General features: G+C 47.7%; 19 protein-coding genes. 15 read left to right on the forward strand and 4 right to left on the reverse strand.

What is annotated here, in order from left to right; genetic code table 11:
- Nucleotides 1–25: 25 nt before the first annotated feature.
- A complete protein-coding gene (locus tag OM95_RS02475; protein WP_041869961.1) occupies nucleotides 26–604 on the reverse strand; it encodes a type 1 glutamine amidotransferase domain-containing protein in 579 nt (192 codons plus the stop codon).
- A 21-nt stretch (nucleotides 605–625) separates the two neighbouring features.
- Nucleotides 626–1,375, reverse strand: a complete 750-nt coding sequence (locus OM95_RS02480; RefSeq protein WP_291515471.1) for a BON domain-containing protein — start codon at nucleotides 1,373–1,375, stop codon at nucleotides 626–628.
- 202 nt (nucleotides 1,376–1,577) lie between these two features.
- Here OM95_RS02480 and OM95_RS17040 point away from each other — a divergent pair, with 202 nt between their 5' ends.
- The 6 genes from OM95_RS17040 (at nucleotide 1,578) to OM95_RS02515 (ending at nucleotide 6,165) form a co-directional block, all read left to right on the forward strand.
- A complete protein-coding gene (locus OM95_RS17040) occupies nucleotides 1,578–2,123 on the forward strand; it encodes a BON domain-containing protein (protein ID WP_291515472.1) in 546 nt (181 codons plus the stop codon).
- A 23-nt stretch (nucleotides 2,124–2,146) separates the two neighbouring features.
- Nucleotides 2,147–2,725 (forward strand): hypothetical protein, encoded by a 579-nt coding sequence (locus OM95_RS02490; protein ID WP_041869963.1) that lies wholly within the window; start codon nucleotides 2,147–2,149, stop codon nucleotides 2,723–2,725.
- An 80-nt stretch (nucleotides 2,726–2,805) separates the two neighbouring features.
- Nucleotides 2,806–3,858 (forward strand): DUF748 domain-containing protein, encoded by a 1,053-nt coding sequence (locus OM95_RS02495; protein WP_041869965.1) that lies wholly within the window; start codon nucleotides 2,806–2,808, stop codon nucleotides 3,856–3,858.
- A 9-nt stretch (nucleotides 3,859–3,867) separates the two neighbouring features.
- Nucleotides 3,868–4,434, forward strand: coding sequence for a hypothetical protein (locus OM95_RS02500; protein WP_041869966.1), 567 nt, complete (start codon nucleotides 3,868–3,870; stop codon nucleotides 4,432–4,434).
- Nucleotides 4,435–4,997: 563 nt separating this feature from the next.
- Nucleotides 4,998–5,543 carry a hypothetical protein gene (locus OM95_RS02510; RefSeq protein ID WP_041869969.1) on the forward strand — a complete coding sequence of 182 codons (546 nt, stop codon included), beginning with the start codon at nucleotides 4,998–5,000 and terminating at the stop codon, nucleotides 5,541–5,543.
- A gap of 31 nt (nucleotides 5,544–5,574) precedes the next feature.
- Nucleotides 5,575–6,165 (forward strand): outer membrane beta-barrel protein, encoded by a 591-nt coding sequence (locus OM95_RS02515; protein WP_041869971.1) that lies wholly within the window; start codon nucleotides 5,575–5,577, stop codon nucleotides 6,163–6,165.
- Nucleotides 6,166–6,173: 8 nt separating this feature from the next.
- Here OM95_RS02515 and OM95_RS02520 read toward each other — a convergent pair whose 3' ends face one another.
- Nucleotides 6,174–7,019, reverse strand: a complete 846-nt coding sequence (locus OM95_RS02520) for an EamA family transporter (RefSeq protein ID WP_041869972.1) — start codon at nucleotides 7,017–7,019, stop codon at nucleotides 6,174–6,176.
- Nucleotides 7,020–7,038: 19 nt separating this feature from the next.
- Here OM95_RS02520 and queA point away from each other — a divergent pair, with 19 nt between their 5' ends.
- The 8 genes from queA to OM95_RS02560 all read left to right on the forward strand — a co-directional run bounded on the left by queA (nucleotide 7,039) and on the right by OM95_RS02560 (nucleotide 15,400).
- A complete protein-coding gene (queA, locus tag OM95_RS02525) occupies nucleotides 7,039–8,163 on the forward strand; it encodes a tRNA preQ1(34) S-adenosylmethionine ribosyltransferase-isomerase QueA (protein WP_291515473.1) in 1,125 nt (374 codons plus the stop codon).
- A complete protein-coding gene (tgt, locus tag OM95_RS02530; RefSeq protein ID WP_291515474.1) occupies nucleotides 8,164–9,300 on the forward strand; it encodes a tRNA guanosine(34) transglycosylase Tgt in 1,137 nt (378 codons plus the stop codon).
- 115 nt (nucleotides 9,301–9,415) lie between these two features.
- Nucleotides 9,416–9,754 (forward strand): preprotein translocase subunit YajC, encoded by a 339-nt coding sequence (gene yajC / locus OM95_RS02535; protein ID WP_041869974.1) that lies wholly within the window; start codon nucleotides 9,416–9,418, stop codon nucleotides 9,752–9,754.
- Nucleotides 9,754–11,448, forward strand: a complete 1,695-nt coding sequence (gene secD, locus OM95_RS02540) for a protein translocase subunit SecD (protein ID WP_041869976.1) — start codon at nucleotides 9,754–9,756, stop codon at nucleotides 11,446–11,448. Before yajC ends, secD begins: the two co-directional genes overlap by 1 nt.
- A gap of 10 nt (nucleotides 11,449–11,458) precedes the next feature.
- Nucleotides 11,459–12,391, forward strand: coding sequence for a protein translocase subunit SecF (secF, locus tag OM95_RS02545; RefSeq protein ID WP_041869978.1), 933 nt, complete (start codon nucleotides 11,459–11,461; stop codon nucleotides 12,389–12,391).
- A gap of 14 nt (nucleotides 12,392–12,405) precedes the next feature.
- Nucleotides 12,406–14,136: a single-stranded-DNA-specific exonuclease RecJ gene (gene recJ, locus OM95_RS02550; RefSeq protein WP_041869979.1), complete on the forward strand. Its 1,731-nt coding sequence runs from the start codon at nucleotides 12,406–12,408 to the stop codon at nucleotides 14,134–14,136.
- On the forward strand, nucleotides 14,133–14,837 hold the full coding sequence (gene queC / locus OM95_RS02555) for a 7-cyano-7-deazaguanine synthase QueC (protein ID WP_041869980.1): 705 nt from the start codon (nucleotides 14,133–14,135) through the stop codon (nucleotides 14,835–14,837). The genes recJ and queC overlap by 4 nt, the downstream gene beginning before the upstream one ends.
- Nucleotides 14,834–15,400: a DUF366 family protein gene (locus OM95_RS02560; RefSeq protein ID WP_041869982.1), complete on the forward strand. Its 567-nt coding sequence runs from the start codon at nucleotides 14,834–14,836 to the stop codon at nucleotides 15,398–15,400. Before queC ends, OM95_RS02560 begins: the two co-directional genes overlap by 4 nt.
- Here the strand turns inward: OM95_RS02560 and OM95_RS02565 are convergent.
- Nucleotides 15,397–15,816 carry a hypothetical protein gene (locus OM95_RS02565; protein ID WP_041869984.1) on the reverse strand — a complete coding sequence of 140 codons (420 nt, stop codon included), beginning with the start codon at nucleotides 15,814–15,816 and terminating at the stop codon, nucleotides 15,397–15,399. The two genes, OM95_RS02560 and OM95_RS02565, sit on opposite strands and share 4 nt — an antisense overlap.
- Before the next feature lie 127 nt (nucleotides 15,817–15,943).
- On the opposite strand from OM95_RS02565, the gene OM95_RS02570 reads away from it, so the two are divergent.
- A complete protein-coding gene (locus OM95_RS02570; RefSeq protein ID WP_041869987.1) occupies nucleotides 15,944–18,127 on the forward strand; it encodes a heavy metal translocating P-type ATPase in 2,184 nt (727 codons plus the stop codon).
- Nucleotides 18,128–18,135 lie beyond the last annotated feature (8 nt).

Genomic DNA, 18,135 nt, shown 5'->3' on the forward strand with positions numbered 1-18,135 from the left:
TTATCGGAAATGTAAAATAACAAATTTAAATCGAGGCATCAATTCCGGGACGCTGCATGTGTCGGCCTTCCGCAAATTCCTCGATCATTTTTCGATTGAAGGCCGGAATATCATCGGGACCACGACTTGTGACCAAGCCATTGTCGGTGACGACTTCTTCGTCCTGCCAGTTCGCGCCGGCGTTTTTCAAGTCGGTTTTGACCGAAGAATAAGATGTCATGCGGCGGCCTTTCACAGTGCCGGCTTCGATAAGAAGTTGAGGCCCGTGGCAAATCGCGGCAATGGGTTTTCCCGATTCTGCGAACTTCTTTGTGAACTCGACGGCTTTTTTGTCATTGCGAAGTTTGTCGGGATTCATCACGCCCCCTGGTAGCATCAAACCATCGTAGTCTTCAGGACGGGCTTTTTCGACGGTCACATTCACGTCAATGCTTTTTCCCCAATCCGTTTTCGCCCAGGCTTTGATTTTTCCTTCCTGCAACGAGATGATCGTGGTTTTGGCTCCGGCTTCATCTAAAGCTTTTTTGGGTTCGAACAATTCGGATTCTTCAAAACCATCGGTAGCGAGAATTGCGATATTTTTTCCTTTAAGTGATTGTGCCATTTCTATCTCCTTAATTCGTTTTTAATGTCGTGGGGTGGTTCGGCCTTTTTTGGAGGTCGTTTTTTCGATGGACGGTGAGGCGGGAAGGCTGTCTTCTTCAGCTTCTTTTTTTACGCGAATGTTGTTGACGATGTCTTTGACTCCCAAACAGCTTTCTGCGCAGTCTTCTGCAAGATGTTTCATTTTACGTTCGGGCACGGTGCCGGCCAAAGTGACGATGCCGTTGTCCACATCCACTTCAATATCTTGGGCGTCGATAAGTCCGTGGCGCGTGAGTCCTTCACAAACCTCCTCTTTGATGCGCTCATCGGTGCGTGTGAAGCCGCGGGGACCTTTGCCATAATACTGTCCTTGCGTTGCGGACTCTTGCTGGTTGGTGAAATAGCTTGATGACGAAGAAGACCCGATAAAGCCCGATGAGGGAGCATAGGCTGCCGAAGCGGGGTTGTATTCGCCATAGTTTTGCCGATACGCCTTGTCCAGTTCTTCGCGGTATTCCGATGAGCCCTGATAACGTGGTCGCGGATAGGCCCGGCCGGTGTAGTCGTAGGACGAATCGTAGCTTCTTTTTTGATAATAGTCGGTCGGGCGCGAATATTCAGAGCGGTCATCGCGACGCAAAGTCTGACGTTCCTCTGAAAACGGCGGATCATTTCTGTAACCGGATCTTTCATCCATGGGGTCGCGCTCATACCAGTCCTCGCGCTCATCAATTCGGCGGGGACGGTTTTCTTGCTTACGTCCATGTGAACTTCGGGGTTGCTGTGCCATCGTGTTCCTCCTGGAGTTGGAAATTCAAGTCTCAGCATGAAATAGAAATCTTTTTGAAACACATTACATTTTTGAACGACTAGTGACATTCGTCAGAGCTTTGTCCGTAGATGATGCTATCAAACACGGTGAGTGAGTTTTCATCTTGTCTTATGATTAAAGCGGTCGCAAAAAAAACGAGAATCAAAAACTGGAGGTCATTATGAAAAAAAGTATTATCACAATACTTGCGGTGGGACTGAGTTCTTCTTTGGCGTTCGCTATTGGGGAAAACATGACAGACACGGAGCTGGCAACCAAGTCTCTGGGAAGTTCTTTAGACAGGGAAGCCAATGGCACGAACAGGGGTTCGTCAAGTCGATCTGCAAGGGAAAGCAATTATGATCGATCGATGCGAAACTCTGAAACCAGCCGGGAACCATCTGGCATGTCTTCGTCTTCATCATCGGGACGCCGTAACTCTTATGGTGCAGGAGCTGTCGGAGGTGCCGCAGGGGTGACAGCCATGGATCAAGCCTCCATGGGTCAGTCAGACACCGATCTGACACGCCGAGTGCGCCAGCAACTGGTGAATGACCCTGGACTTTCTGTGCGCGCAAAAAATATTACAGTTATATCTGAAAACGGAAATATTACTTTGAAGGGTGCCGTGGCGACAAATCAGGAAAAAGCGCGCGTTGAAGAACTGGCTGGGCGGGTTCAGGGCGCTAGGAATGTAGATAATCAAACTGAAGTTTCAAATTATTAGATTGTAAAATCAAGGAGGTCGTTATGCCTAAACAAGGTAGAAAAGTGGTGTTTGGTATTTTTCAAAATCGTTCAGGTCTGGAAAGCTGCGTGAGCAGCTTAAAGGTAGAAGGCTTCCGTCCCGAGGACGTCTCTGTTCTGATGCCCGATAAAGGGGATACAGCCACCTTCGCGCATGAAAAAGGGACTAAAGCCCCAGAAGGTGCGGCGGTCGGTAGCGGCACTGGCGCGGTCGTCGGTGGAACGTTGGGGTGGCTAGCCGGTATCGGGGCGATTGCGACCATACCTGCTTTCGGTCCTCTTGTTGCCGCGGGTCCGATCATGGCCGCTCTGGCGGGATTGGGAGTCGGAGGCGCCGTGGGTGGAATTGCTGGCGCTCTGGTGGGAATCGGAATGCCCGAATATGAAGCCAAAAGATATGAAAAATTTGTGAAAGAAGGCGGCATCCTTCTTTCCGTTCATGTTGATGATTCGGATTGGGAAGAAAAAGCGGAAAGAATTCTTGAGACCTGTGGAGCCAAAGATATTTCCAGCTCCTCTGAAGTCAGTCAAAAAACGGCGGATGAACGAGCCAGCGAAAAAAATCGTTCGCAACAGATTTAGTTTTGAGTCTGTTTCCCTCGAAGACCCCCTCGAATCCGAGGGGGTCTTTTCTTTTAAGCTCATCGATTCCGGAGGCCGGTTTGAAAAAACGCACACTCATCATTCTTCTTTTTTTGCTCGTCGCTTTTCGTATCGCGCTTCCTTACCTTATTTTATATCCGCTCAATATATTTCTTGGGGATTTTTCAAAAGTGTTTTTGATTCGCGCCGACGATCTCAGTTTAAGTTTTCTGCGCGGCGCCTATCGTCTGGAGGGAATTGAAGCTAAAGTTAAAGATCCTTCCTTTCGGTTTTTAAAGGTTGAATATGTTGATGTCTCTTTAGCGTGGCGCGATCTGCTCCATGGAAATCTTCGCACGGATATGGTGATCGAAGGCTTACAGTTGGAGTTGAGCAATCAACTTATGGAGGCCGTCAAAAAGAACGCAGAACAATCTGTCAAAGACACGCAAAAACTTGGTAAGAAGGTTTTGCCGATTCGTATCTCCAGTATTGAGATTAAAAACTCGGAGGTGTCTATCGCCGATGTCAAAGGGCTGCCGGAAGAGCTGAAGATCAAGGTCACACAAATGGAAGGTCGGGTGAGCAACGCCACCGCGACAGAGAAGGACCCGATCACGTTAGCTAAGATCAAGGCGGTTCTGCAAGACTCTGCGACCATGTACGCCGTGGGGGAAGTGAATCAGTGGAAGGTCCCGGCGGAGTGGCTCCTTTCATTTGAGGTGAAAGAATTTGATATCACCTCTTTGAATCCTTTTCTGACCCATAAACTGCCCTTGAGTTTCAAAAGCGGAAAAATGGATGTCTATGCGGAAGTGAAGGGAGCAGATAATGCGCTTCAGGGGTATGCAAAACCCTTTATTAAAAATATGCAGGCCGTGGGGAATAAAAAAGACTTTCAAGGAGTCAAACATTTCGGGATTGAAATCTCGGGAGAACTGGCCAATTTGATCTTTAGCAGAAAATCTGACAAAACGGTCGCGACGAGAGTGAACTTTTCATATGAAAAAGGAACACTGAATTTGGACAAGGCTGGCATTGTGAAAAGCGCTTTGGAGCATGGCTACACCAAGGAACTTCCCACCGGTCTTGAAAACAAATATCAAATGGATAGAAACCCAAAAGGAAAATAGGAGTGAGTTATGAACGTGAAGCTGATGTCTCTGTGTTTAGTATCGACCTTTGTTTTTGGTTGTGCCACTGAAGAAAAAAAAGAGGCGGAAAAAACCGCTGCTGCCCCAGGGCCCAGTATTGAGGCCAAACAAGTGGCAGCCGAAGAAGAGTCCTCCTATGTGACCGAGTTTGCGTTTAAAAAAGGTTCGGCCACGTTATCAGAAGGCATGAAGAAGAATATTCTGCAGGTGGTAAATCAGGCGAAGAAGCGTGGTGATGTGAAAGAGTTTAAGGTGATCACCTGGGGCGATTCGGAATATCCTTCCACCCACACCGAAAAGCTATCAAAGGCCGAGGTGGAACTGGTTAAAAAAAGAAATACGGCGATCCGCAGATATATCGAGGCCGCGAGCAAAGGTGTTGATGTTGAAACTTACAGCATGGCGGAACGACCCAATGCTTTGCAGGAAATGTTTAATACCGCAGATGCACGCGTGAAAAAATCTTTGGAAGTTGCGGGTGTGCCGACAACCGACACCGCTGTCAAAACGCCGTCGAAGGCTTCAAAGTCCATTGTGATGGCCATCACTGAATAGCGTTTTCTTTTTGTCATTCGTAGGCGGCCCAGGCGGAATTATTCCCCTTAAGCTGTGGGGCAAGATGGGCCGTCCCTAGGCAGAAAATCTTTCGTCTCTTTTTTATTCGATCTCACTGTCTTTTCTTCTTGGTCCGATTCCTGCTTTACAGAATGTGCAGTCGCTCTTCCTGTGATTGCACTAAAACAAAAAAGGAGAAAGCATGACGCCTTCTAACAATCCCGAACAACGAGGTCCTACTCATGGAGCACAAAACACGCAACACTTCGGTTCCCAAACCGGAAATTCCAATCAACCCCTCAAATTCGGGGAAGGGTCCAGAAATCCGCAAGGAGGATCAAATCAACAACAGGGGAACCAATCCCGAAATCCCAACCAAACCAGTCAATCCAACCAACAGGGATCAAACTCCGGAAGTCAAAGAGGATCCTCAGGTTCGAATCAAAACCAGGGTCAGAATATGGGCGGCTCACGCTCAGACAAACGTTAGGCATTAATTTAGTTTAAACAGACGGGGCCCCGTGGTGGGGCCTTCTCTGATTATCAAGGAAAGGAAGTTTTCGATGAAAATAATCAACAAAGTCGCCGTAGGTTTCGCATTTCTCTCTTTGGTTTCAATGAAGGCTGCAGCCGCTGTGGACTCTGAAACGGAAACAGCTTCTAAAAATCTGGGCGCCGCGATGGTGACAGAAATTTCGTTTGACGAAGGTCAAGCGGCCTTAAATGACTCTGCGAAAGAAGAAATTCGTGGTTTGATTAAATCTGCGAAAGAAAGCGGCAAGATCGACGAACTAAAAGTGGCGGCCTGGGCCGACCGTGAATATCCCGCGAAGGACACCAAGGCTTCAAAGTCCGATATTGATCTTGCCAAAAAGCGCGGTGAAAACATCAAAGCATTTGTAAAAAAAGAACTCGCTGTCAATGACATCAATACGTACAACATGACCGAAAGACCCAACGCACTTCAGAAGTTCTTTAAAACGCCCACCGAAAAAACCAAAACAGCGCTTGAGCAAAGTGGTTCCGCGCCAAAAACTCAAGACGAAACCGGATTTTTCGGCCAGAAGGCCAAAGCCTCTAAGGCTGTGATTATGGTTTACATGGAGTAGGTTTCGCAAAAACCTGTGAAGGAGGTCCCCCATGAGAAATCTGAGTATTTTATTGCTGGTGTTTGGATTCTTCGTGTCCACTCACGCTTATGCTGGATTTTACATCGAGCCGGGCATCACTTATGAAAAGGGAGATAATGAATTGGAGTGGCCGACGCCCTTGGGGGATTCTACGGGAAACACGAAGGGGTTGGGGGCGAACCTCAAGCTGGGTTTCCACTACGAATCTGCCTTTTTTGTGGGATTGGATGGTGCGTACTCGCAACCAAAATTTGAAAACTCAGCGTCGGATTATGATGCCGATGCAAAGTCGACTTTATACGGTATGATTCTGGGCGGGCAGATGCCTCACATCGGCTTGCGCATCTGGGGCGGGTATATTTTTGGCGGCGAACTGGATCCTGACGAAAGCGGTGGCCTGGATGTGAAATTTACGGGAGCCAAAGGCCCCAAGGTCGGACTTGGATTCAAAATTTTCATGGTCAGTCTTAACGTCGAGTACATGGATTTGGAATACGACGACACGAATATAGAAAAAGCCGGCCCGCTTTCCGGCGAGATCGACAATAAATTAAAAAACAAGTTGGGCGTCGTAAGTATATCGCTGCCGCTGACATTGTAAAAAGGCTCTTACAAACTTAGAAGAAAGGCGCCGATGCCGATGGCACAGGCGCTGAGTATTTGTTTTTTCGTCAGAGCTTCTTTTAGGAAGTACGAAAAGACGACAGCAAAAAAAATGGATGTGTTTCGCAATGAAATGGCAAAGCCAGGAGCCGAGACTTTTAAACCATAAAGAAAGATCAAAAACGAGGCCGTGGCGCCAGCGCCCGTCGCTAAAACTGTCCCGCCCTGAGTTTGCAGTGTCGATTTTATTCTTGTGAACGGGTTCTGACGAAGACTCCAAAATAAAAAGGGCAAAGATATCACCATGGCAATAAAAAAGAGAGTGCGCGGTTCCGCGCCTTGTTCCAAGGCTTGATGGTAAGTAAGATGATAACCCGCAATAAAAATAGCACTGAGATAGGACCACATGTCCTGCTTGTCGAAGAAGGCGTCCTCAGCCTGCTTTCCCGCTAAGTTCATGGCAATGATGCCGGAAAAAATAATGAAGGCCCCGAGATATTGTACGGCCGCCGCTTGTTCGTGAAGAAAGAGAGTCGAGACAATCCAGACCACGATCATCGCTCCTCCGCGCATAATACTATAAGACTTTCCCAGGCTGGTGGCGCGCAGAGCTTTTGCTAAAGTTAAAAAATACAGTCCCTCAAATATTCCGGAAACAACTCCCAGAGTTATTACGATTTTATTGGGGTATTCCATGTGGCCGAAGATAAGGACGGTCAGAAATGTGAAAATTCCTGAAAGTAAAATCGTTAAAAATAGAAAGCTTTCTTTGTCGTTCGAGTTTTTGGCCAGGGCATTCCAGCCCGCATGCAAAAAAGCCGAACCGATAAGCAATAAAGGACCCGCACTCATAAAAACATCCTACCTTTTTTTGTACTTCGCTGCAGCGAATGCCGCGCTGAAGTACAAAAAAGAAGCGGCCCCCTTAAAAATGTGGTATTTAACGGGGCTCATGAAATTGGCAGATTTAGATTACACCTTTCCCGAAGAGTTGATCGCGACGTCTCCGCAAAGGCCATCCCGCGTGATGTGGGTTGGGCACGGCAGACCGCAAGAAATTTCCTTGCAGGATCTGATGGCGCGCATTCCCGCCGGCGATGTGCTGGTTGTTAATAATACGCGGGTGTTAAAGCGTCGCGTATTTGCAGGAGATGTAGAAATTCTTTTTCTCAAGCAGCTTCAGGCTTTGGAGTGGGAAGTTTTATTCCCTTCAAAAAAATACAAAGTCGGAGCGGTCTTAGAGCTGCCTTTGGGACTGAGTATGACTTTGCTTGAAAAAGGTCGCCCGCAAAAAGTGCGCCTCAGCCAAGAGGTCCAAGAAGACTACTTTCAGAAAGTCGCCGAACTGCCTTTGCCTCCTTACATTCAAAAAGCCCGGGATCAACGTCACACGGTCGAGGCGGATGAGTCTTGGTATCAAACCGCCTGGGCAAAATCTCCAGGAAGTTTTGCGGCGCCGACCGCAAGTTTGCACTTTTCTGCGCAAGACATGGAAACCTTAAAAGCCCAGGGTGTCGTCATTGGCGAGGTCACTTTGCACGTGGGCTTGGGCACCTTTTTGCCGGTGACCGCCGAAGATCTGAACGACCATGATATGCACGAAGAATATGTAGAGATCCCGGCAGCCACTTGGGAAGTCGTGAACAACACTCGTAAAAAGGGCGGCAAAGTCTGGTCTTTGGGGACGACCACGACCCGTTCGCTGGAAAGTGCCGCGCAAGGTTTATTGCAGGGAAATTCTTCAGAGGGATTTCGCGGATTTACGAAGCTTCTTATTCAGTCAGGATATCAGTTTAAAGTCGTCGATCGCCTGTTAACGAACTTTCATCAGCCCCAGTCCACGCTCTTAGCCCTGGTCGCTGGATTTTCTTCCCTGGAAACAGTAAAAGCTTGCTATCACTGGGCTATTGAGAGAAAGTTCCGGCTCTTTTCTTACGGAGACCTTTCTTGTTGGACAAGAGACGACAAGCCGGAGCCCCTGCCAATTGAGGATTAAATGTTAGACGGAAACAAAACCATGACCACAGGCGAATTCAAAGTTCATCATACGGCCGGAAACGCACGTCGCGCGACCCTTATGACAGCTCATGGCCCGGTGCAAACGCCGGTCTTTATGGCGGTCGGTACCAAGGCTACGGTGAAGGCGATGACTCCGGAAGAGCTGAAAGAGTGCGGAACTCAGGTGGTTCTGGGCAACACCTATCATTTGCATTTACGTCCCGGAGAAAAAACCATCGCGAAGATGGGTGGTCTGCATAAGTTTATGAATTGGCATGGCCCGATTCTGACGGACTCTGGTGGATTTCAAGTTTTCTCTTTGTCTCAGTTGCGCAACATGTCCGAAGAGGGTGTGGAATTTCGTTCGCATCTGGATGGTGCCAAACACTTTATTTCCCCTGAAAAGAGCATGGAGATCCAGATGGATCTGGGCTCTGATATCATCATGGCCTTTGACGAATGTCTTCAGTATCCGGCAACGGAAGAAGAGATCGATAAGTCCATGGCCTTGACCTATCGTTGGTTGTTGCGTTCGCGTGATGCCATGGTTCGTAAAGAAAGTTTGTTGTTCGGGATCGTGCAAGGCGGCCTCAGTCTGAAGCATCGTCTGAAAAGCATGGAACAGATTTGCTCTGTGGACCTGCCGGGCTACGCTTTGGGTGGTTTCAGTGTGGGAGAACCCATTCACCTGATGCATGAGCTTCTGCCGCATGTCGCGCCCAAAATGCCAGCCAATAAGCCACGCTATTTGATGGGAGTGGGGACGCCTACGGATCTTATTATTGCTATAGATTCAGGCATCGACATGTTTGACTGCGTTATGCCTACAAGAGTGGCACGTAACGGAACCATCTTCACTTGGCGGGGGAAGGTCAGTATCAAACGCAGCGAGTACCGTGAGGACCCATCGCCTCTGGATCCTGAATGTGATTGTTATACTTGTCGCAATTACAGCAAATCGTATTTGCGCCACTTATTCCTGAGTGGTGAGATTTTAGGCTCGCGCTTGAACACGATTCACAATATTTATTTCTATATGAAATTGATGGAGCGTGCCCGTAAGGCCATTGAAGAAGGCCGTTGGGAAGAGTATCGCAACGACTGCTTGACGCGATTCGCAAAGAAGGACAGCTAGCCGCTTCGACGCGGCAACGCAGAAAAACCTTATCTGCGAGCTCCCTCGACTAAAATATTGATTCTTCTCAAGAATAATGCTGAATTTTACTGTCAGTTATTAACTTGGAGGAATCATGTTATTTGGACTTCTTGCATCAACAGCTCATGCGCAGACAGCAACAGGCACTCAACCCTCAGCCTTTGAAATGTTTGTGCCATTTATCTTCATCTTCGTTATTTTCTATTTCCTCATCATCCGCCCTCAAGCCAAAAGACAAAAGGATCATCAGAAGTTTTTGTCGGAAGTAAAACGTGGCGATGAAGTGGTCACGTCATCTGGCATCTTGGGTCGCGTGGAAGGCATCACGGATCAATTCGTTACTTTGGAAATCGCTGACGGTGTGAAAGTAAAAATGCTTCGCAGTCAGATTGCAACATCTCAGAAGGCAGCAACAGCAGAGGAAAAGAAATAATGGAAGGACTTCGTTGGAGATCTATTCTCGCAGCACTTGGCGTGGCGGCAGCCATCGTTTGGGTACTCCCAAATGTTATTAATTTCGGTGAAAAGGCTTGGTGGCCTTCAAAACAAAAGCTGAACTACGGTTTGGACATCCAGGGTGGTTTGCACCTGGTGATGGGCGTGGACGTGGATGGCGTTGTTTCTGAAAGTACAAACCGCCTGATCACTTCGATGAAAGCAGACATGCAAAAAGAAAATGTCGCTTTCAAAGATGTGAAATCTGCAAATCCTAACTTGGGTGAGCTAACTATTGATGTGAACGATGCAGCTGGTAAGGCAGCTGTGGAAAAGTTCTTATCAGAAAAGTACTCGACTGTTCTGCAGGTTATGAACTCAACAGACACGTCGATCACAACTCGTTACTTCGATGCTTATTTGAATGACTACAAAAATCGCGTCATTCAGCAGGCCATTGAAACTATCCGTAACCGTATCGATGAATTCGGTGTGGCAGAACCGTCTATTTCTCAGCAAGGTTCTAATCGCATTCTGATTCAGCTTCCGGGTATGGCGGATGCGGAAAAAGCGAAGCAGTTGATCAATACAACGGCGAAATTGGATTTCATGATCGTGTCTAATGAAAAGTCCCAGCAAGAGCTTCAAGCGATGATCGCAGATGCGGAAAAAGCTGGAAATTATAACATGACGACCATGAAGTATTCCGACTACGTCACCAAGCTCAATGCGGACTTGGCTGCCAAATTGCCGGAAAAATCGGTGATCTATTTCGAAAAATCAGCGAATGCGACGACGATGGAAGCCGGTGCGATCCCATTCCTTCTAAAAACGGACACGGATTTAGGCGGCAATGCTTTGGATGACGCATTTGTGGGTTACGATCAATACGGGGCTCCTCAAGTATCATTGCATTTCAACTCAGCGGGGGCGACAAAGTTCGCGGACCTGACTGGCAATAACGTCAACAGACAGATGGCGATTGTTTTGGATAAAGTTGTTAAATCAGCACCAAGCATTCGTGATCGTATTGCTGGCGGTCAGGCGGTGATCACTTTGGGTGGTGGCCGTGACCGTAATGGAATGATGGATGAAGCGAAGATGATTTCCACCGCCCTTCGCGCGGGTGCTTTGCCAGCTTCTTTGGAGCAATTGGAAGAGCGTCGTGTTGGACCTACTTTGGGTGCGGATGCGATTGATAAAGCGAAGCTGGGATCCTATGTCGGCGCCGCTATCATCGTTATTTTCATGTTGGTTTACTACCGAGCAATGGGCGTTGTTGCGAGTGTTGCATTGGGTGTGAATATTCTTTCTTTGTTCGCCTTGATGACGAGCATGGGTTTTACTCTGACTTTGCCGGGGATCGCCGGTATTGCTCTGACTGTGGGTTTTGCGGTTGACGCCAACGTTCTGATTAATGAGCGTATCAAAGAAGAGCTTCGTTTAGGTCACGGAATTACTGTGGCGGTGAAAGAAGGTTATCATCGTGCGATGTCGGCGATCATTGACGCCAACGTTACAACGGCGGCAACAGCTGTGGTTTTGTTGTACTTCGGTACAGGTCCGGTGCGTGGTTTCGCTGTGACTCTTTTGATCGGTATTGTGACTTCTATGTTCGCAAACGTATTCGTATCGAAAGTCATCGTGGATCTTTTGGTTCACAAATTTAAAGTGAAAAAGTTGGCAGTGTAGAAGGTGCAGCATGACTATTAAAAATGATTCTTTCGGACGTTTTGATTTTGTTGGAAAAGCCTGGTTGTTTGGGGGCATTTCTCTATTTTTAACAATTGCTTCTCTGATTTATCTTGCTGTGAACGGTATCAACTACGGTATCGACTTCAAGGGTGGAACAGAAATTCAGGTGAAGTTTGCGCAGGCTGTGACAATTGAGGATCTTCGTAAATCTATCGATGATCTGAAGTTGGGCGAAGTGGGAGTTCAATCTTTCGGCGAGGGAAATGAATACATCGTTCGTTTCCAAGGCCGCACGGGTAAAACCGATAAAGAAACGAATGAAATCCTTAATGCGGATTTGACGCAGATTCGTGGTGTGATCACAACGAAGTTTGCTTCGGCTGAGCCTGACATTCGTCGTGTTGATACTGTGGGTCCTCAGGTAGGGGCGGAGCTTAAACGTAATGGCCTTCTGGCAGTTTTCTACTGTTTGTTGGTTATCTTGATTTACGTGGCGCTTCGCTTTGACTACAAATTCGCTCCTGGTGCGGTTTTGTGTCTATTCCATGATGCGGTGATCACTTTGGCGGTTTTCGTGGCCGTAGGTAAAGAAGTGAACGTGGCTATTTTGGCGGCGATCATGACTTTGATCGGCTTCTCGCTGAATGATACGATCGTGGTTTTTGACCGTATCCGTGAAATCGAAGGTCATCACCACGAAAAAGGATTCGGATTCGTTATCAATAGATCTATCAATGAAATGTTGGTTCGTACCCTGATCACTTCAGGCACGACATTCATTTCTGCGATCTGTTTGTACGTTTTTGCCGACGGTACAGTTGAAGACATTGCCTTCGCGATGTGTGTGGGGATCTTCTTCGGTACGTACTCTTCTATCTACGTAGCAGCTCCGCTGGTGCTTTTGATGGAAAAGTTGAATCTTAAAAAAGCCAGAGCGTAAGAAGTAAGGACGGAATGAACCCTTTATGGAAGCCGCGTGATTTAACGATAGAAGCTGAAGTGCCCTCCATGGTTGAAGGGCAGTGGCCGCCTCTTATCGGTAAGATCTTAGCGGCTCGGGGGTTCGCGGCTTCTCCAGAAGTGGAGAAGCTTCTTTTCCCGAAGCTCGCTGATTTGAAAGATCCTCTTTTGTTAAAGGGGATGTCTCAAGCTCTTGAGCGTCTAGGTCAGGCTTATCTTAATAAAGAAAAAATCTGCATTTATGCTGACTTCGATCTGGATGGAACTTCGGGTTTGGCTTTGCTTAAAACAGGGATGCTGGCTTTGGGATTTCCCGAGGTCTTGCATTACCAACCTAAGCGGTTATCCGAAGGTTATGGTTTTCACGTCGCGGCAGTAGAAGAACTGCACAAGCAAGGTGTTACTGTCATAATTACGGTGGACGTAGGGATTACGGCTCATGCGGCGGTGAACCGGGCTAAAGAGTTGGGTATTGATGTGATCCTTACAGATCACCATCTTCCCGCTGACACGATTCCCGACGCCTATGTTGTGGTGAATCCGAACCAGGGGGATTGTCCGTCAGGCTTAGGATATCTTTGCGGTGCCGGTGTTGCTTTCTATCTTTTGCGTGGTCTAAAACGTTACTTTCAAGATCATGCTCAACTGCCTAAAAACAATTGGGATTTAAAAGAAGTTCTGGATTATTTCACAATCGGCACATTGACCGATATGGTTCCTTTGGTGGACGACAATCGCGTTTTGGTAAAACATGGCTTGTTAAAACTTGCAGAGACCAAACGAGCGGGACTTCGAGCGTTACTTGAAGAGTTGGATCTGGTGGATCGTCCGTTAACCAGTCAGGATGTGGCGATTCGCTTTGCGCCTAAGCTCAATGCGCTTTCCCGCATGGAGTCGGGTGTTTTGCCTATTGATATTTTTCTTTTAGAAGATGCCGCAAAGGCGCGAAGCATGGTGCGGGAAGTGATGAAGAACAACTCGACCCGTGTGCAATTACAGAACGACGCCGAAATTGAAGCTCAAGCTTTACTTAAGGAATGGCCTTATCAGGATTTTGTTTTTGTCGCCTCAAAGTCTTTTCACCGGGGCGTGGTTGGTTTGATTGCCACCAAGTTGACCCAAATCTACAACAAGCCCGCTTTTGTCGGATCGGTGGGTGACGATGGTATGATTGTGGGAAGCGCGCGTTTACCCCAGGGGCAGGAAGCTTGTCTGGTCGAGGCTATGTCCAGCGCCCAAGATTTCTTAAGCCGTTTTGGCGGGCATTCGGCCGCGGCGGGTTTTGAAATAGCGGAAACACGGGTCGCAACCTTTATTGAAAAGTTGGATGGCCATTTTTCCGAACTTCGCGAAAAGCCCAAGCCTTTAGAAATTTTCTACGATGTCGAGGCTCAGCTTTCTGAGGTCGGAGCACCTCTTATGAAGTGGTACGATTTCGTCGGCCCTTTCGGGGCGGGTTTCGCCATTCCTTTGATTCATTTTTCAAATATTCAGGTCCTTTCAAAACGAGAATTGAAAGGGGGCCATTTGCGTTTGAAAATTGCCGATCCGGAAGGCAAGGTTTCGGCAGAAGCGCTTCTTTTCACGCCGACACCTCGGCAACTGGATACTTTGCAAAACGTTCCTGGGTTCTACCACATTCTAGGAGAGCTTCAGTGGAACTATTACGCCGGTCAAAAAACGGTGCAGATTCTGATTCGCGATTTAAAGGTAGCTAGCACATGAAACCAGTAAAAAAAGTTGTGGTACTTCTATCGGCGGGCTTGGACTCGACGGTGAATGCATTTGATGCCATCAAGCATGGTCATGAAATCGTATTGGCGTTGACATTCAACTATGGTCAGCGGGCGGCGCAAAAGGAAGTTGAGTCGGCGGCCAAAATTGCCGCTCATTTGAAAATTCCCCATAAGGTTGTGGATCTTCCGTGGTTTAAGGATTTTAACAAGTCGTCTCTTCTTGTTGCGGAACAGGCCGTGCCGGTCGGCGCCCAGGTCGAAATCGATAATTTACAAAAGTCGGCGGAATCCGCAAAGTCGGTGTGGGTTCCTAATCGAAACGGTATTTTCCTGAATATCGCTGCCGCTTACGCAGAGGCGTTGGGGGCTATCGCCGTCATTCCCGGATTTAACGTGGAGGAAGCGGCAACCTTTCCTGACAATTCCAAAGAATTTATGGATACAGCAACCAAGGCTTTGTATTACTCGACGTCAAATCATGTCACTGTCGGATGCTACACGGTTCATTTGAAAAAGCCTGATATCGTTCGCTTGGGGCATGGCCTTAAGGTTCCTTGGGAAATGATCTGGCCTTGCTACTTTTCGGGTGAACAGTGGTGTGGGCAGTGTGAATCCTGTCAGCGCGCCAAGCGCGCCTTTGCTTCGGCGAATGTGGATGTGAAACATCTTTTTAAGGACTCTGCTGAATGAAGACACTTTTTATCGAGCGAAAATTTCCCTATGACGGAACTCAGTTGCACTCTTTGTTTGCCTATCTGGAACACAAAGTTCTGGGGCCTTCCATCGTTTCTTGGCAAGGACCGTGCTCTATTTCCTTTGAGCATATGGTGGATGGAGAAGACCTTTTAGAGCAGGCGCAAATTAAAGGCGATGAGATGCTGCATTTTATTATCGAAGTTTTCGATCGTGATTTGTTCTCGGGCGTGGCGTTGCAGCGAATGTTTGCCGCTATAGCAAAAGATTATCTTCAGTCTAATTCTGCGGTTTTAAAAAACGCTTCTTTGGTGCGCGACGGGGATGATATTTATTGGGAAGATCGCAAGCTCAGTATCAGCATTGCGACCAAGTCGCCGGTCTCTGTGATGGTGCACTTTGCGATGAATGTCACGAACCAGGGAACGCCTGTGAAAACCTTGTCTTTACAAGATTTGCAGATGGAGCCTCGGCAGGTGGCCGAGGCTCTGATGGTGAAATTTCAAAAAGAATTTACGTCCATAGTGACAGCGACGCAGAAAGTGCGCCCTGTTTCTTAGTGATGGTCATGACCCGAGGGGGTCTTTTCTTCCGCGAATTTAGGCAAAGGCAATTTATAGCTGACTTCGTTACCCGGAAGGTTGTCGCGAACGGCTTTAACTCGCAGCTCTCCTTTTAAAGGGTACTTCTTTTCAGGCACACAGTGAAAATGATTCTTTCCCATAATGGAACACTGGAAGTTCACTTTTGTCTTTCCGTTCAGTGCATAGACCTCAATTTTTGAGTTCTGCACGGTGGGGTTTTTAAACTCCATGTCCAAAAGGAAGATATGCGCTTCGTGCTTTTCATCTAGCATCAGCTCGGTATGGAAGGCGCCGGGCATACGAATATGTCCCCCATGAGGGCCTTCTTTGTCTTCGCCATGGGCGAAAGCTATAAATGGCGTCATAAACAACAGCGTCAATAGTTTCTTCATGATTTTCCTTTGCTCTCAATCCATCATAGGAGAAGGGTTGGGGATTTGTGACAAAAATCTAGCAAATTTATTTTGTCACTAAAACCGGGGTGGTCTCCTAGTCTTGAGAACAGATCGGCAGGTAAAAATGGACTCTGAAAAAATCAATAATGCGGAAAATACGGCTGAACTACAGTTAATGGGTATGACCTGTGTTAATTGCGCGGCGAAAGTAGAAAAAACTCTTAACTCATTTCCTGATGTGAAGGCTTCGGTCAATTTTGCGACTGAAAAGGCCCACGTCGAGTTGCGGGGCAACACTCAGATGTCTGAGCTGCTAAAGGCGATTCAGGATATTGGTTACCAAGCCTATGAAATCAACGACGATGTCGATGCGGCGAAATTTAAGGAAGAGGCGGCGGCTGAGTATAAAAAAGAGCGCACACACTTTATCATCTCTGCCGTTTTAACGGTGCCCTTTCTATTTGAGATGGTCTGGATGTTTGCAGGCGGACATCATGAGTTTATGCCGCGATGGCTGCAGTTGATTTTAGCGACGCCGGTTCAGTTTTGGATTGGATGGAGATTCTATCGCGGTTCTTATTTTGCTCTTCGCTCTAAGAGTGCCAATATGGATGTCTTAGTGGCGCTGGGGACTTCCATGGCGTATCTGTTAAGTGTGGTTGTGACGGTCTTTAATTGGACGGATCAGCATGTCTACTTTGAGGCCAGTACGGCCATCGTGACTTTGATTCTTCTAGGAAAATTGATGGAAAGCCGGGCGAAAGGAAAAACCTCGGAAGCGGTGGAAGGTCTTTTGCGTTTACAGCCCAAAAAGGCCTTTATCGAAAAAGACGGACAGGTGTTGGAAGTCGCGACCTCTGAGTTGAAAGTCGGTGATATTGTTATCGTGAAAAATGCCGAAGGTATTCCTGTGGACGGTGTGGTTGTGGGGGGAGAATCCTCTGTGGATGAATCCATGCTGACGGGAGAAAGCATTCCTTCGCAAAAAGCCTCAGGCGATGCCGTTTATGCAGCCACTATGAATCAAGAAGGAACACTGAAGATCAAAGCAACAAGCGTGGGTAGCAAAACCCAGTTAGCGCAAATCATCAAAATCGTCACCACGGCGCAAGGCTCAAAAGCGCCGATTCAGCGGTTGGCCGATAAGATCTCGGGCGTTTTTGTGCCCGTGGTGGTGTTGATCAGTATTCTTACTTTCTTTGCCACCTGGTTTTTTGCGGGAGACTTGACATCGGCATTTATCGCGTCGGTGTCGGTGTTGGTTATTGCGTGCCCCTGTGCTTTAGGACTCGCGACACCGACGGCGGTCGTCGTGGGTATTGGTAAGGGGGCTCAAGCCGGGGTTCTTTTCAGGGACGCAAAGGCCCTGGAACTAGCGGAAAAAATCAAAGTGTTGGTTTTAGATAAAACAGGCACCATCACAGAGGGACGTCCTCAGGTGACGGACGTGTTTGCGGTGCACGGGTCTAAAGAAGATATTCTGCGCTGGGCAGGCAGCCTTGAGGCGGGCTCTTCTCATCCCTTAGCTGCCGCCATCGTTGAAGAAGCAAAAAAACTTCAGCAGGATTTATTCCTGGTGGAAAGTTTTAAATCCGTGACGGGTCAAGGTGTCGAGGGTGTCATTGAAGAAAGGTCTTTGAAGCTGGGCAGACCTCACTGGGTGGCAGCGGATTTTTCTTTGAACAAAGAAGTCATTGCAGGTTTTGAAAATCAGGGAAAAACCGTGATGGCGCTAGCGGATGCCGAGCGTATTTTAGGTTATATCGCCGTGGCTGATAAAATTCGCACGACCTCCAAGGAAGCGATTGCGGAACTGAAAAAGAAGGGTGTTAAAGTCATCATGTTGACCGGGGATAACGAGGGCACGGCCAAAGAAATCGCTAAACAAGCGGGTATCGACGAATACAAACACAGCGTAAAACCCGCAGATAAGGCCAGTGTCATTGTGGCGTTGAAAAGACGCAAAGAGCGTGTCGCGATGGTGGGGGATGGTATTAATGATGCCCCTGCCTTGGCGGTGGCGGATGTTAGTTTTTCAATGTCCTCGGGAACCGATATCGCCATTGAAACGGCTGACGTAACATTGATGAAAAATGATCTGCAGTCCGTGGTGCATGCGATTGAGCTTTCCGAAATGACATTAAGAAAAATCCGCCAGAACTTGTTTTTTGCTTTCTTCTACAATGTTTTGGGAATTCCGTTAGCGGCCTTTGGGATGTTGAATCCAGTGATTGCGGGAGCGGCCATGGCTATGAGCTCGGTTTCTGTAGTCAGCAATTCGTTGTTGTTAAAACGGAAATCCATATAGGCCAGTGT

It is taken from the genome of Bdellovibrio sp. ArHS (assembly GCF_000786105.1).
In the GTDB taxonomy this organism is placed as follows: Bacteria; Bdellovibrionota; Bdellovibrionia; order Bdellovibrionales; family Bdellovibrionaceae; genus Bdellovibrio.

Excerpts from the sequence above, each read along its gene's own strand:
- secF (WP_041869978.1), top strand. The coding sequence starts at position 11,459 with ATGACTATTAAAAATGATTCTTTCGGACGTTTTGATTTTGTTGGAAAA.
- yajC (WP_041869974.1), top strand. The coding sequence starts at position 9,416 with ATGTTATTTGGACTTCTTGCATCAACAGCTCATGCGCAGACAGCAACA.
- queC (WP_041869980.1), top strand. The coding sequence starts at position 14,133 with ATGAAACCAGTAAAAAAAGTTGTGGTACTTCTATCGGCGGGCTTGGAC.
- recJ (WP_041869979.1), top strand. The coding sequence starts at position 12,406 with ATGAACCCTTTATGGAAGCCGCGTGATTTAACGATAGAAGCTGAAGTG.
- OM95_RS02480 (WP_291515471.1), bottom strand. The coding sequence starts at position 1,375 with ATGGCACAGCAACCCCGAAGTTCACATGGACGTAAGCAAGAAAACCGT.
- OM95_RS02475 (WP_041869961.1), bottom strand. The coding sequence starts at position 604 with ATGGCACAATCACTTAAAGGAAAAAATATCGCAATTCTCGCTACCGAT.
- OM95_RS02515 (WP_041869971.1), top strand. The coding sequence starts at position 5,575 with ATGAGAAATCTGAGTATTTTATTGCTGGTGTTTGGATTCTTCGTGTCC.
- OM95_RS02510 (WP_041869969.1), top strand. The coding sequence starts at position 4,998 with ATGAAAATAATCAACAAAGTCGCCGTAGGTTTCGCATTTCTCTCTTTG.
- OM95_RS02560 (WP_041869982.1), top strand. The coding sequence starts at position 14,834 with ATGAAGACACTTTTTATCGAGCGAAAATTTCCCTATGACGGAACTCAG.
- OM95_RS02565 (WP_041869984.1), bottom strand. The coding sequence starts at position 15,816 with ATGAAGAAACTATTGACGCTGTTGTTTATGACGCCATTTATAGCTTTC.
- OM95_RS17040 (WP_291515472.1), top strand. The coding sequence starts at position 1,578 with ATGAAAAAAAGTATTATCACAATACTTGCGGTGGGACTGAGTTCTTCT.
- tgt (WP_291515474.1), top strand. The coding sequence starts at position 8,164 with ATGTTAGACGGAAACAAAACCATGACCACAGGCGAATTCAAAGTTCAT.
- secD (WP_041869976.1), top strand. The coding sequence starts at position 9,754 with ATGGAAGGACTTCGTTGGAGATCTATTCTCGCAGCACTTGGCGTGGCG.
- OM95_RS02500 (WP_041869966.1), top strand. The coding sequence starts at position 3,868 with ATGAACGTGAAGCTGATGTCTCTGTGTTTAGTATCGACCTTTGTTTTT.
- OM95_RS02520 (WP_041869972.1), bottom strand. The coding sequence starts at position 7,019 with ATGAGTGCGGGTCCTTTATTGCTTATCGGTTCGGCTTTTTTGCATGCG.
- OM95_RS02570 (WP_041869987.1), top strand. The coding sequence starts at position 15,944 with ATGGACTCTGAAAAAATCAATAATGCGGAAAATACGGCTGAACTACAG.
- OM95_RS02490 (WP_041869963.1), top strand. The coding sequence starts at position 2,147 with ATGCCTAAACAAGGTAGAAAAGTGGTGTTTGGTATTTTTCAAAATCGT.